This window comes from Curtobacterium sp. MCBD17_023 (assembly GCF_003224415.1).
Lineage (GTDB): Bacteria > Actinomycetota > Actinomycetes > Actinomycetales > Microbacteriaceae > Curtobacterium.
On the sequence record NZ_QKLJ01000002.1, the window covers coordinates 279,088 to 291,517 of the forward strand.

Genomic DNA, 12,430 nt, shown 5'->3' on the forward strand with positions numbered 1-12,430 from the left:
GCGACGGCTTACACGGCTCGACGGACCCGCCGATAGGCCATCCCGAGCACGGATCGCTCGACGACAGGCCACGGATCGGCCACCACCGCTTCGGCGACGTCCTCGGTGACGACGCCCGACGAGGGGAACCCTCCGTGTTCGACTCCGTGACGTCGGCTGCGCTGCAGAGCGCGCTCGACGGTCTCTCGATGCGTCAGCGTGTGATCGCCGACAACATCGCGAACATCAACACGACCGGCTACCGGGCGCAGAAGGTCCGGTTCGAGGACGCGCTCGCGAAGAGCATCGTCGACGGGGACGGCCACACCGCGCCGTCCGTCGCGCGGAGCCTCGAGCCGACCAACACGAACGGGAACAACGTCAACCTCGACGAGGAGACGCTCTCGAACGTCGACACCGTGCTCCGCTACCAGTTCGCCACGCAGGCGGTCGGCGGTGAGGCCACGAGCCTCCGCACGGCGATGCGGACCAACTCGTGACGACCTTCGACGCGATCGGCATCGCGAGCACCGGCATGACCGTGCACCGGAAGTGGCTCGACGCGATCTCCGACAACATCGCGAACGTCAACACCGTCCGGTCGATGGACGACTCCGCGTTCCAGGCCCGGTACGTCGAGGTCCAGGAGGGCAACGGCGTGTCCGGCGCGTACGTGAAGGGCGCTGCGTTCGGCAGCGCCGCCGGCCGCGTGACCTACGAGCCGGACAACCCGCTCGCGGACGCCGAGGGGTACGTCCGCATGCCGGACATCGACCTCGGGACGCAGATGGCGGACCTCATCATGGCCCAGCGCGGCTACCAGGCGAACGCCGCCGTGGTCGACCGTGCCAAGACCGCCTACGAGGCGGCACTGCAGATCGGGAAGAACTGATGCCCATCGACGCCGTGAACGGTGTGACCACCAACGCGATGACGAACGCCGCGACCAGCGTGTCCGGCACCACGAGCGACGGCGGCGACGGGTTCGCCGCGAGCCTCGGGTCCGCCGTCGACGGCCTGCAGCAGCTGCAGAGCGACTCGAAGACGCTCGCGCTCAAGGCGGTCACCGGCAACCTCGACGACATCCACGACGCCACCATCGCGTCCACCCGCGCGCAGGTCACCCTCGAACTCGTCGCCGCCGTCCGCAACAAGGGCGTCGACGCGTTCAACGAGATCATGCGGATGCAGGCCTGATGCCCGCGGGGATGCAGGGCGTGCTCGGCCGGCTCGGCGCGTACGTCAAGGGGTTCACCGCCGCGCAGCGGACCATCGCCGTCATCGGCATCGCCGCCCTCGTGCTCGGGGGCATCGCGCTGGCGTCCTGGCTCGGCAAGCCGTCCTACGCGCCGCTCTTCACCGGGCTGGCCGCGGCCGACGCGAGCTCGATCACCGACCAGCTCACCACCGACGGCGTCCCGTACCAGCTCACCGACGGCGGGGCGACGATCCTCGTGCCGCAGGACAAGGTGTACGGGGAGCGACTCGCGGCGGCGTCGAACGGCCTGCCGTCCTCGAACGAGGGCGGCTACTCGCTGCTCGACACGATGGGCGTGACGAGCTCCGAGTTCCAGCAGGACGTCACGTACAAGCGGGCGATCGAGGGCGAGCTCGCCAAGACCATCTCCGCGATGGACGGCGTGCAGACCGCGAGCGTCCAACTCGCCATCCCGGAGAAGTCCGTGTTCGTCGACGAGGAGAAGGACCCGACCGCGTCGGTGTTCATCGCGACGAAGAACGGTGCCGAGCTCGGCTCGGACCAGGTCCAGGCGATCGTGCACCTGACGAGCGCCGCCGTCGAGGGCATGCAGCCGACCGACGTGTCCGTGGTCGACCAGAAGGGGCAGACCCTGTCCGCGGTGGGCACCGGCGCGACCGGCTCGGGCACCGACCAGGCCGCCGACTACGACGCCGCCACGAGCAAGAAGATCCAGGACCTGCTCGACACGACGCTCGGCGCCGGCAACGCGAGCGTCGTCGTCTCCGCGACGATGAGCGACAACTCCGGCACCCGGACGACCGAGTCCTACACGACGCCGACGACCGGCCCCGTCGCGCTCAACGAGTCCTCCACGAAGGAGGAGTACGGCGCGGGCTCCGGTGCCGGCGCGAACGCCACCGGTGTCCTCGGTCCGGACAACATCGCCGTGCCGAACGGCACCGCGGGCGCCGGGACGGACGGCGGCTACCAGAACGAGTCGGCGACGAAGAACAACGCGGTCGACAAGACGACCGAGACCACCCAGATCCCGGCCGGGGCGATGGACCGCCAGACGATCTCGGTCGCACTCAACTCCGGGGCGACGTCGGTGCAGGGCGTCAACCTGCAGAGCATCAACGACCTGGTCGCGAACGCCGCCGGCATCGACACGGCGCGGGGCGACCGGGTCGAGGTCGCGATGATGGACTTCGACACGAGCGCCGCGGACGACGCGGCGAAGGCGCTCGAGGCGCAGCAGAAGGCGGACGAGCAGGAAGCGCTCTGGTCGGCGATCCGCACGGCGGGCATCGTCATCGGCGTCGTGCTGGCACTCGTCGCGGTGATGGTGTTCCTCGCCCGCCGCAGCCGGCGTCAGCAGCGTGAGCAGGTCGACATCGGCGAGCTCGACGCGTTCGGCGATGCGTTCCAGCTGCCGCTCGCCGTCGAACCGGCCGACCACCGCACGGGTCTGGACGCCGGGGACGCGCCGACCGTCGCCCTGCAGGCCCTGCCCGTCGAGGACGCCCCGACCGAGGTGCTCACCACCGACGAGATCACGGCCGAGCGTCGGCGCCAGGACATCTCCGCCCTCGCCGAGCGGGACCCGAAGCGCACGGCCGAGCTCCTCCGCGGGCTGCTCGACGACCGGGCGTCGGTGTGAGCACCGTCGTCCCCGCGCCCGGCACCGACCGGCAGCTGACCGGCGCGCAGAAGGTGGCGCTCATCCTCATGCAGATGGAGACCGAGCGCGCCGCCGAGGTGATGAAGCAGTTCTCCGAACTCGAGGCCGAGGAGATCTCGGCCGAGATCGTGCGGATGCGTCGCGTCGACGACGAGACCGTCGACCGCACGCTCAGCGAGTTCCACCGCCTGACCCGCACCGGGCGCACCGGTCGCCGCGGCGGCAAGGACACCGCGCTCGGGCTGCTCGAGGCGTCCTTCGGGGCCGAGCGCGCCGCCGGCGTGATGGACCGTCTCGCCTCCAACCTGGCCGGTCAGTCGTTCGAGTTCCTCGACGACGCCGAGCCCGGGCAGGTCATCGCCCTGCTCGAGGGCGAGCTGCCGCAGACCATCGCCCTGGTCCTCGCACACCTCAAGCCGGGGCAGGCCAGCGCCGTGCTCGCCGGCGTGGACGAGCGGGTCCGGACGGACGTCGCGCAGTCGTTCGCCACCATGGGCACCGCCACCCCGGAGTCGGTGGGCATCGTCGCCGGCGTCCTCCGTGCGCGTGCCGGTGCCGTCGTCTCGCCCCGCGAGAGCGTCGAGGTCGTCGGCGGCATCGCGCCGCTCGTCGAGATCATCAACCGTTCCGACGTCGCGACCGAGAAGGCCGTGCTCGACGGCCTGGAGGCCCGTGACCCGGAGCTCGCCGAGGACATCCGTTCCCGCATGCTCACCTTCGAGGACATCGTCAAGCTCGAGTCGCGCGACATCCAACAGGTCCTGCGCGGCATCGACTCGAAGATCCTCGCCACCGCCATGAAGGGCGCCCCGGTCGCGGTCGTCGAGACGATCCGCGCCAACGTGTCCGAGCGCAACCGCGAGCTCCTGGACGACGAGGTGCAGTCGATGGGCCCGGTCCGGGTGTCGCAGGTCGAGGAGGCCCGCGCCGAGGTGGTCCGGTCCGTCCGCGAGCTCGAGGCCCAGGGCGTCATCACGGTGCACCGTGCCGAGGAGGACGAGCTCGTTGACTGACGCCTTCGCCCCGGTCGCGTTCCCGGTCATCACGGACGCCGCGGTCACCCGCCGCGCCGCGAGCGCTGACGTCCGTGGGCACGCTGCCGGCTACGCAGCCGGTCTCCGGGTCGCCCAGGTCGAGACGGAGGCGCTCCGTGCACGGCTCGTCGCCGAGCACGAGGCGCGCCTCGCGGCCCTCGACGCCGTCGTCGCCGAACGGGTCGCCGTCCTCGACCGCGCCGCGGCAGCGCTGCAGGCCCGGGTCGCACCGGTGCTGGCGGCCGCCGAGGAGTCCGTCGCCGCCGCGGCCGTCGACCTCGCCGAGGCCGTCGTCGGGTCCGCGATCCGGGCCTCCCGTCCGGACGGCGACGGCAGCGGTCCGACCGGCCGACGCGCCGCCTCGGCCGAGGAGACCGTCCGACGCGCCCTCGCGGCCGCGGACGCGCCGGTCGCGACGGCGGTGCGGCTGAGCCCGGCCGACGCGGCCGTGCTCGCCGACGTGACCCTGCCGGTCCCGGTGGTCGCCGACCCCGCGCTGCGGGACGGCGACGCCGTGGTCGACCTGCCGGACGGCGTCCTCGACGCCCGGATCGACGCAGCGCTCGCCCGCGCCCGCGTCGCGCTCGGGGTCCTCCGGTGACGGCGACCCTGCTCCGGCCACGCGGTCTGGACGTGGCCGTCGCCGCGGCCCGCCCGCAGCGCGTCGGGACCGTGACGAGCGCGGTCGGTCTCGGGCTGACGATCGCCGGGCTCGACGCCCGTGTCGGCGAGGTCATCACGGTCGGGGCGGAGGGCGGCGAGCAGACCGCCGTCGAGGTCGTCGCGACCGACGCGTCCGGCGTGCGCTGCATGCCCCTCGGGCGGCTCACCGGCATCACCGCGGGCACCCCGGCGCGGTCGACCGGGCGACCCGTCCTCGTCCCGACCGGGACCGGCCTGTTCGGGCGGGTGCTCGACGGGCTCGGACGGCCGATCGACGACCGGGGACCGCTGGACACCGACGCGTGGGTCCCGCTCGACCACGACACGCCGAACGCGATGGCGCGCACCCGGATCGACACCCCGCTGCAGCTCGGCGTCCGGGTGCTCGACACACTCACGACGGTCGGGCGGGGGCAGCGCATGGGGCTCTTCGCGGGCTCCGGCGTCGGCAAGTCCTCGTTGCTGTCGATGATCGCGCGGGGGAGCGACGCCGCCGTCAACGTGATCGCCCTCGTCGGTGAGCGCGGCCGCGAGGTGCGCGAGTTCCTCGAGGACGACCTCGGCGCGGAGGGGCTCGCGCGGTCGATCGTCGTCGTGTCGACGTCCGACGAACCGGCCCTCATGCGGCTGCGCGCGGCCTTCGTCGCCACCCGGATCGCGGAGTCGTTCCGCGACGCCGGCCAGGACGTCGTCCTCATGATGGACTCGCTCACCCGCGTCGCGATGGCCCAGCGCGAGATCGGGCTGTCGGTCGGGGAGCCCCCGGCCACCCGGGGCTACCCACCGTCGACCTTCTCCGTGCTCGCCGGGTTGCTCGAGCGTGCCGGCACCGACCGGGTCGGCAGCGTCACCGGGCTGTACACCGTGCTCGTGGACGGCGACGACCACAACGAGCCGATCGCCGACGCGGCGCGCAGCATCCTGGACGGACACGTCGTGCTCGACCGCAAGCTCGCGGTCACCGGGCACTTCCCGTCCGTCGACGCGCTCGGGTCGATCTCGCGCGTGGCCTCGAAGGTGACGACCCCCGAGCAGCGGGCGGTCGCGACCACCCTGCGGAAGGTCATGGCAGCGCGACGCAGCGCCCAGGACCTGCTCGACGTCGGTGCCTACCAGCGCGGGACGAACCCGCTCGTGGACGCCGCCGTGGACCACCAGGACGCCATCGACGGGTTCCTCCGGCAGGGCATGGCCGAGCAGGTCACCGCCGCGGGGTCCTGGGAGCGTCTGGCCGGTCTCGTCCGCACGCTCGGCGTGTCCGGGAGCGTGTCCTGATGGCGCGCCGGTTCCCGCTCGCCGGGCTCCTCCGCCTCCGCCACGCCGAACAGGACCGTGCCGCAGCGTCCCTCGCCGACGCGAACGGACGGGTCCGCGACGCCGCCGACGCCCGGATGGCCGCACGCCGCACCCTCGACGACGAGCCGCAGACGGTGACCGACGCAGCGACGCTCAGCGCCGTCGCGTCGGCCCGTGCCGCGACCCGGGGGATGCTCGAGGAACTCGACGCCGTCGTCCGGTCCCGCCGTGCCGACGCCGAGCGGGCGCAGGAGACCTACAACGCCGCACGCCGGTCCGCCCTCGGGCTGGAGAAGCTCGAGGGGCAGCACACCAGCCGTGTCGCCGCCGAGGACCTGCGTGCCGAACAGACCGCGCTCGACGAGATCGCCGCGCGCCGCCGCACCGAAGGAGGAAGCCGATGAGCATCGACGCCGTACTCTCGCGGATCAGTGAGATCCGCAGCCGGATCGAGACGCTGCAGGGCGGTACCACCGTGCCGACGGCCGCCGGGTCGGCCGCCGCGTCCTCGTCCGCCTTCGCCGACGCCCTGGCCACCGCGACGGGTACCGGCACCGGCTCCGCCACGGCGGCGCCCGCCGCTCCGGCGAGCACGGCCGCCGCGTCTGCCGCCCCCGCGACCTCCGTCGACGCCGGGCACGGCACCATCGCGACCGGCAGCGGCGCGACCGGGGACGACGTCGTCGCCGCCGCGAAGCAGTACCTCGGCGTCCCGTACGTGTTCGGCGGCGAGACCCGGGCCGGCATGGACTGCTCCGGTCTCGTGCAGACCGTCTTCAAGGACCTCGGCGTGAGCATGCCCCGCGTCGTGCCGGACCAGGCCGACATGGGCGTCGCGGTGCCGTCGCTCGCGCAGGCGCAACCCGGTGACCTCATCATCCCGAAGGGCGAGGGGCACATCGTCATCTACCTGGGCGACGGCAAGGTCCTCCACGCGCCGCGGCCCGGCAAGGACGTCCGGATCGTCGACAACTGGTACTCGGACGGCGACATCGCCACCATCCGGCGCATCGTCCCCTCCGGCCAGGAGGCAGCAGCCGCTGCCGCCGCGAAGTCCGTCCCGACGGTCGGTGCAGCGGGGACGCCGAGCACGACCGACCTGCAGACCGCGGCACTCAAGTCGCTCCTCGCCGGGAGCGCCGCATGAACGCCGTGACCGCTCCGCCGTCCGGAGTCGCCCCGGGGGCCGACGCGTCCCGTGGCCGGAGCACCAGCAGGCCGGACGCCGCTGCCGGCTTCGGACTGGCGTTGACGACCGCCGCCGCGCAGCTCGCCTCCGGGCGGTCCGACGACCGCGGTGTGGCCCCGGACGGCAGGACCTCGTCCGCGAGCCGGTCGTCGGCCGACACCGCCGCCCGACCGAGCGCCGACGCCGACGCCACAGCCCCCGCCGGCGACCCGTCGGTCGTCGACGCCGGTGTGGTCGCTCTCGGCGGGACCCTCCCGGTCGTGCCGACGAGTGGGACGGTGGCGTCGGGTACGCAGTCCGGTCCCGTATCCGCTGCGCCGGTCCCGGCGGCGAACGGTGGGACCCCGGGCGCCGCAGACCCGGGCGAGCCGACCACGGCAGGCCCGGAGACCGTCGCGGTGATGACCGGGGGTCCGTCCGCCGCCGTCGCTGCCGCTCCGACCGGCCTCGACACGGCGGGAGCACTCGCTCCCGCGTCCGGACCGTCCACTACCGCCGCCAACCGGTCCTCGACCGGCAGCGAGACCACTCGTGCCGCGGACGTCGTCACGGCCGACGGCGCCGGTGGGCACTCGGGCCCCTCCGCACCGATCGTCGCCGTGGGATCCCCGGACGCCGGCGCCGCGGTCGCGACGGGCGCGGTCCCGGCCATCGCGGTCCCGGCAGCCGCCGCCACCGGTTCCCCGAGCGGCTCGACAGCGGGCGCGACGGGCAGCGGGGTCGGTACGCCGACACCGGTCGCCACGGCATCGTCGGCCACCGGGCAGTCCGCTCCCGCTCAGGCAGACCCGGCACCGGCCACTCCCGCCCTCTCCACTCCGGCGCTGTCCACTCCGGCGCTGTCCACTCCGGCGCTGTCCACCCCGGCGCTGGCCACCCCGGTGCTGTCCACTCCGGCGCTGGCGGCCCCGGCCACGGCCGCTCCGACCACGGCCGGCGCGGCAGCCGGTGGCGCGCAGTCGGGCGCCGCTCGACCCGGCCACGCGGCGGGCGCAGCCGCTCCCGACCAGGGCGGGACGGGCCTCCCGGCCGTGACCGGAACAGACGCACCGGTCGTGCTCGCCGCCCCGGCGACCACCGGGTCGACCGCGTCGACCAGCGGCGCAACCGCACCCGCCGCCCCCACCGGCACCGCAGCGCCGAACCAGCCCCTCACCCAGCAGGTCGCGCGACCGCTGTTCTCGCTCGCGGCCGCCGGTCCCGGTCAGCACGTCGTGACCGTGCAGCTGACGCCCGACGCGCTCGGCCCGGTCACGGTCCGTGCCCACGTCACGGGGCACGGCATGCACGTCGAGCTGTTCGCCGCCTCCGACGCCGGGCGCGATGCCGTCCGCCAGATCCTGCCCGACCTGCGCCGCGAGGCCGCGGGCGGCACGACCCTCGACCTGTCCGCCCAGAACCGGCCGGGCGGTGACCCGGCCGACGCCGGAGCCCGCGACGGCCGCCGGGGAGCAGGTCCGGACACGGTCCGCACCGACCCCCGCCTGGCCGGCCGGGAGGCCCGCCTCACCGCTGCCTCCGACCGCCCCTCCGCCTCGACCACCGTCCGCACCGCGGGACTCGACGTCCTCGCCTGACCGGCCACCACGACAAGGAACACGACATGCCACTCGACGGGATCACCGGCTCCGTGGACACCGCCACGCAGGCCGCCGCCCTCGCGGCCGACACGGCGTCCTCGCGGTCGCAGACGATGGACTCCGAGGTCTTCATGAAGCTCCTCGTGACGCAGCTCCGCAACCAGGACCCGTCGTCGCCGATGGACACGAACCAGATGATCAGCCAGCAGACGCAGCTCGCGATGATGGAGCAGATCACCAACCAGACCACGACGGCCAACGAGGGCTTCTCGTTGCAGATGCGCATGGCCGCCGCGAACCTCGTCGGGAAGCAGGTCAGCTACACCGACGCCACCTCGGGCAAGGCCGTCACCGGGACCGCGACCGCGGTGTCCTACGCCGAGAGCGTGCCGACCGTGACCGTGAACGGGAAGGAGGTCGATCTCGACGTGATCTCCGGTATCTCCACCGCCTCCGGCTCCTGACCCTCCCTCTTCCTCCGCTTCCTCGTCCACGAAGGGACGCACCATGCTCCGCTCGCTCTACTCCGGCATCTCCGGCCTCCGCTCGCACCAGCAGATGCTCGACGTCACCGGCAACAACATCGCCAACGTGAACACCGTCGGGTTCAAGACCTCGACCACCGTGTTCCAGGACACCCTCTCCCAGATGACCCAGGGTGCCGGTGGCCCGCAGACCGGCATCGGCGGCACGAACCCCGCGCAGATCGGTCTCGGCGTGCAGGTCGCCGGTGTCTCGACCAACTTCGCCCAGGGCTCGGCGCAGGCCACCGGCAAGGCGACCGACCTGATGATCTCCGGTGATGGCTTCTTCGTCACCCGCCTCGGCAACGACACCGTCTACAGCCGCGCCGGCGCGTTCGACTTCGACGCCGACGGTCGCCTCGTCACCGCCGACGGCAAGATCGTGCAGGGCTACTCCGCCACCAACGGCGTCGTGAACGACGGCGGGCAGCTCACCGACATCACCCTGCCGCTGCAGGCCGCCGCGCCCGCCACCGCGACGAGTGCCGCCACCGTGTCCGGCAACCTGCCGTCCGACACCGCGGTGGGGGAGACCCTGAACCGCGACGCCACCGTCTTCGACCAGTACGGGACGAAGCACACCCTCTCGCTCGCCTACACGAAGACCGCGACCGGCTGGTCCGTCGCGGCCTCGAACGGGCAGGGCACCTCGGCCACCGGGACGATCGCCTTCGGCACCGACGGCAAGATCTCCCGCGGCGCCACCCTGCAGGTCGGTGGCATCGCGGTCGACATGACGCAGCTCACCGGCTTCGCGGCGCTGAACACCGCGTCGATCTCGTCGCAGAACGGCCACGAGGCGGGGTCGCTGCAGAGCTACTCCATCTCGAAGGACGGCACCGTGATGGGGACGTTCTCGAACGGTTCGTCGCTGGCCGTCGGACGGATCGCCCTCGCCACGTTCGCCAACCCGGCCGGCCTCGAGAAGACCGGGGCGTCGGGCTACCGCGCGACGGCGAACTCCGGCCAGGCGGCCGTCGGCGTCCCGGGGTCCGCGGGCGTGGGCTCCCTCGCGGCGGGCACGCTCGAGATGTCGAACGTCGACCTGTCGCAGGAGTTCACGAACCTCATCGTGGCGCAGCGCGGCTTCCAGGCGAACGCGCGCATCATCACCACCTCGGACGAGGTGCTGCAGGAGCTCACGAACCTGAAGCGCTGAGTCCACGGGGGACTCCGCCAGCTCCTGTCCAGGGGTGCTCCCGCAGTCCTGCGGGAGCACCCCTGTCCCTGTGGTGCGGCCTACGCGTCGTCGCTGGCGGGCCAGCGGGCGGGGAAGGCGGTGCGTCGGCCGACGAGCGTGAGCACGAACGCGACGACGCCGAGGACGGTCATCGTGGCGGGGAGCACGAGCCCGTCGAACGCCGTCAGGAGCAGGGCGCCGACGATGCCCGCGGCGAAGATCGCGACGTTGAAGGCGACGGGCAGGAACGCGCTGGCGACGTCCGCGTCGTCGCCGCCGGCGACGGTGAGGGCGGTCTGCAGTTGCGTCGACGCTCCTCCGAAACCGAGTCCCCAGAGCACCGCGGCGACGACGACCGCCGGGGCCGATGCGTGCACGGCGAGCAGGGTGACGGCGGCTGCGATGAAGACGAGGACGCTCGCGTGGAGGAGGGTCCGGGGGTGGCGGTCGATGACGGCTCCGGTGATCGCGACACCGACGACGGAGGCGATGCCGTAGAGCAGCAGCAGCACGTCGACCCCGATGCCGTTCCCCGCGACGCGCAGGTACGGCTCGATGTACGTGTAGATGGTGTTGTGGCCGAGCATCCAGGCGGCGATGACGGCGAGCACGACCGCGACGCCGGGCTTGCTGATGACGCGTCGGACGGGAAGGCGCGAGGCGGCTGATCGTCCCTCGACGTCGGGGACGACGACCACGATCAGCACCAGCACGATCACGCCGATGGCACTCAGGCCGCCGAATGACCACCGCCAGCCGAAGGCGGTGCCGAGTGCGGACCCGAGCGGTGTTCCGAGGGCGAACCCGAGCGGCGCACCCACGGACACGACGGCGAGCGAGAGGCCAGCACGGCTCGGTGGGCTGATCTTCCGGGCGTACGCGGCGAACATGCCCCAGACCACCCCGGAGGCGGCTCCTGCGAGCAGTCGGGATGCGAGCGAGAGCGCCACGACCCCGGACAGCGCGGTGAGGGTGTTCGCCAGCACCAGCACGGTGATCGCGGTGAGGAGCAGGGGCTTCCGGCGGAATCCGCGGGTGAGGGTGATCGCGGGGACCGTGACGACGATCGTGCCGAGGGCGTAGGCGCTGATCATCAGCCCGATGGTGCTCTCGCTGGTGCTGAGGCCGCTGGCGATCGCGGAGAGCAGCCCGGCCGGCATCGTCTCCATGGTGACGAGCACGAACCCCATGGCGGTGAGGAGGAACAGGCTGAGCCATGGCATGCGTTCCGGTGCGGCAGTCCCAGCAGGCGCCGCCGTCATCGCGTCGTTCGTCATGTCGTTCCTCTCGATCGGGGGAAGAGGCGGCCCGGTGGGAGTGGTCCCGCCGGGCCGCTGGGATCAGCGGTAGTAGCTCGGTCGGCGCAGGGCGTCGTGCCGCTCGAGGGCGTGCACCTCGTCGTCGGTGAGCTCGATGTGCACGGCCGCTGCGGCGTCGGAGAGGTGGTGCTCCTTCGTCGCGCCGACGATGCGCTGTGCGGCGTGGCCGCCGGCGATGAGCGCCGCCACGGTGACGAGCCTGCGGTCCCTGGCAGCGAGGCCGGGCCGGTTCCAGACGTCGTCGAACAGCACGTCATCGGTGAGGGCGGCGAGCTTCGGGGCGATGTCGCCGATGGCGCGGCGACCACCGCCGACCTGGCGGGGCTGGTTGCTCATCGGGTGGTACCTGCGGACGTGTGCGCGGCCTGGTACTGCTCGTCGGTGACGGGCTCGAGCCAACGCGTGGGGTCGGAGCCGTCCTCGTTCACGTCCAGCAGGGCGAGGTGCGCCATCAGGGTGTCGTCGGCAGCACCGTGCCAGTGTTCTTCCCCAGGCGGGGTCCACACGGTCTCGCCCGCGCGGATCCGGACCACTCGCCCGTCGCGGGTGCCGACGAAGCCGCTGCCCTCGACGCCGTGCAACGTCTGTCCGACGTCGTGGGAGTGCCAGTTGGAGCGAGCTCCGGGCGTGAAGCGCACCAGCGCGGCAGTGAGTCGGGAGGGTGCGGTCGGCCCGGTGATGGGGGTCACCCACACGTCACCGGTGAAGGTGGCGCCGGGGCCGTGCGCCGTGGGCGTCACTGATCTGTGTTCCATGATGATTCCTTCGGGATGCTGGTGGCCGG

At 72.9% G+C, this 12,430-nt stretch carries 15 protein-coding genes; 12 read left to right on the plus strand and 3 right to left on the minus strand.

Features of this window, described 5'->3' with window-relative positions:
• Positions 1 to 134 precede the first annotated feature (134 nt).
• From DEI84_RS03855 to DEI84_RS03910, 12 genes are read left to right on the plus strand one after another with little or no spacing between them, the layout of a single operon-like run.
• On the plus strand, positions 135 to 479 hold the full coding sequence (locus DEI84_RS03855) for a flagellar basal body protein (protein WP_110825485.1): 345 nt from the start codon (positions 135 to 137) through the stop codon (positions 477 to 479).
• Entirely contained in the window at positions 476 to 871 is a 396-nt protein-coding gene (locus DEI84_RS03860; RefSeq protein ID WP_258365955.1) for a flagellar basal body rod protein FlgC, read from the plus strand. The genes DEI84_RS03855 and DEI84_RS03860 overlap by 4 nt, the downstream gene beginning before the upstream one ends.
• Positions 871 to 1,176: a flagellar hook-basal body complex protein FliE gene (gene fliE / locus DEI84_RS03865; RefSeq protein WP_110825486.1), complete on the plus strand. Its 306-nt coding sequence runs from the start codon at positions 871 to 873 to the stop codon at positions 1,174 to 1,176. Before DEI84_RS03860 ends, fliE begins: the two co-directional genes overlap by 1 nt.
• Positions 1,176 to 2,840, plus strand: coding sequence for a flagellar basal-body MS-ring/collar protein FliF (fliF, locus tag DEI84_RS03870; RefSeq protein ID WP_110889742.1), 1,665 nt, complete (start codon positions 1,176 to 1,178; stop codon positions 2,838 to 2,840). The genes fliE and fliF overlap by 1 nt, the downstream gene beginning before the upstream one ends.
• Positions 2,837 to 3,874, plus strand: a complete 1,038-nt coding sequence (fliG, locus tag DEI84_RS03875; RefSeq protein WP_110889743.1) for a flagellar motor switch protein FliG — start codon at positions 2,837 to 2,839, stop codon at positions 3,872 to 3,874. Before fliF ends, fliG begins: the two co-directional genes overlap by 4 nt.
• Positions 3,867 to 4,496 (plus strand): hypothetical protein, encoded by a 630-nt coding sequence (locus tag DEI84_RS15580; RefSeq protein WP_111059827.1) that lies wholly within the window; start codon positions 3,867 to 3,869, stop codon positions 4,494 to 4,496. The genes fliG and DEI84_RS15580 overlap by 8 nt, the downstream gene beginning before the upstream one ends.
• On the plus strand, positions 4,493 to 5,833 hold the full coding sequence (locus DEI84_RS03885; RefSeq protein WP_110889744.1) for a FliI/YscN family ATPase: 1,341 nt from the start codon (positions 4,493 to 4,495) through the stop codon (positions 5,831 to 5,833). The genes DEI84_RS15580 and DEI84_RS03885 overlap by 4 nt, the downstream gene beginning before the upstream one ends.
• A complete protein-coding gene (locus tag DEI84_RS03890) occupies positions 5,833 to 6,258 on the plus strand; it encodes a flagellar FliJ family protein (protein ID WP_110825491.1) in 426 nt (141 codons plus the stop codon). Before DEI84_RS03885 ends, DEI84_RS03890 begins: the two co-directional genes overlap by 1 nt.
• Complete coding sequence (locus tag DEI84_RS03895) at positions 6,255 to 7,001, plus strand: C40 family peptidase (protein ID WP_110889745.1); 747 nt, start codon at positions 6,255 to 6,257, stop codon at positions 6,999 to 7,001. Before DEI84_RS03890 ends, DEI84_RS03895 begins: the two co-directional genes overlap by 4 nt.
• The gene (locus DEI84_RS15585; protein WP_110889746.1) at positions 6,998 to 8,620 is read left to right on the plus strand and encodes a flagellar hook-length control protein FliK; all 1,623 of its coding nucleotides are present in this window, start codon (positions 6,998 to 7,000) and stop codon (positions 8,618 to 8,620) included. The genes DEI84_RS03895 and DEI84_RS15585 overlap by 4 nt, the downstream gene beginning before the upstream one ends.
• Before the next feature lie 26 nt (positions 8,621 to 8,646).
• Positions 8,647 to 9,087, plus strand: a complete 441-nt coding sequence (locus DEI84_RS03905; protein WP_110889747.1) for a flagellar hook assembly protein FlgD — start codon at positions 8,647 to 8,649, stop codon at positions 9,085 to 9,087.
• A 43-nt stretch (positions 9,088 to 9,130) separates the two neighbouring features.
• Positions 9,131 to 10,306, plus strand: a complete 1,176-nt coding sequence (locus tag DEI84_RS03910) for a flagellar hook protein FlgE (protein ID WP_110825495.1) — start codon at positions 9,131 to 9,133, stop codon at positions 10,304 to 10,306.
• Positions 10,307 to 10,386: 80 nt separating this feature from the next.
• On the opposite strand, the gene DEI84_RS03915 is transcribed toward DEI84_RS03910, so the two are convergent.
• The 3 genes from DEI84_RS03915 to DEI84_RS03925 form a co-directional block, all read right to left on the minus strand.
• Positions 10,387 to 11,604, minus strand: a complete 1,218-nt coding sequence (locus DEI84_RS03915; RefSeq protein ID WP_110889748.1) for an MFS transporter — start codon at positions 11,602 to 11,604, stop codon at positions 10,387 to 10,389.
• Positions 11,605 to 11,667: 63 nt separating this feature from the next.
• The gene (locus tag DEI84_RS03920) at positions 11,668 to 11,982 is read right to left on the minus strand and encodes a carboxymuconolactone decarboxylase family protein (RefSeq protein ID WP_110889749.1); all 315 of its coding nucleotides are present in this window, start codon (positions 11,980 to 11,982) and stop codon (positions 11,668 to 11,670) included.
• Positions 11,979 to 12,401 (minus strand): cupin domain-containing protein, encoded by a 423-nt coding sequence (locus DEI84_RS03925; RefSeq protein WP_110889750.1) that lies wholly within the window; start codon positions 12,399 to 12,401, stop codon positions 11,979 to 11,981. The genes DEI84_RS03920 and DEI84_RS03925 overlap by 4 nt, the downstream gene beginning before the upstream one ends.
• Between the last annotated feature and the right edge of the window lie 29 nt (positions 12,402 to 12,430).

Coding starts and splice junctions, on each gene's coding strand:
- DEI84_RS03890 (WP_110825491.1), top strand. CDS start 5,833: ATGGCGCGCCGGTTCCCGCTCGCCGGGCTCCTCCGCCTCCGCCACGCC.
- DEI84_RS03915 (WP_110889748.1), bottom strand. CDS start 11,604: ATGACGAACGACGCGATGACGGCGGCGCCTGCTGGGACTGCCGCACCG.
- fliE (WP_110825486.1), top strand. CDS start 871: ATGCCCATCGACGCCGTGAACGGTGTGACCACCAACGCGATGACGAAC.
- DEI84_RS03895 (WP_110889745.1), top strand. CDS start 6,255: ATGAGCATCGACGCCGTACTCTCGCGGATCAGTGAGATCCGCAGCCGG.
- DEI84_RS15585 (WP_110889746.1), top strand. CDS start 6,998: ATGAACGCCGTGACCGCTCCGCCGTCCGGAGTCGCCCCGGGGGCCGAC.
- DEI84_RS03905 (WP_110889747.1), top strand. CDS start 8,647: ATGCCACTCGACGGGATCACCGGCTCCGTGGACACCGCCACGCAGGCC.
- DEI84_RS03920 (WP_110889749.1), bottom strand. CDS start 11,982: ATGAGCAACCAGCCCCGCCAGGTCGGCGGTGGTCGCCGCGCCATCGGC.
- fliF (WP_110889742.1), top strand. CDS start 1,176: ATGCCCGCGGGGATGCAGGGCGTGCTCGGCCGGCTCGGCGCGTACGTC.
- DEI84_RS03910 (WP_110825495.1), top strand. CDS start 9,131: ATGCTCCGCTCGCTCTACTCCGGCATCTCCGGCCTCCGCTCGCACCAG.
- DEI84_RS03925 (WP_110889750.1), bottom strand. CDS start 12,401: ATGGAACACAGATCAGTGACGCCCACGGCGCACGGCCCCGGCGCCACC.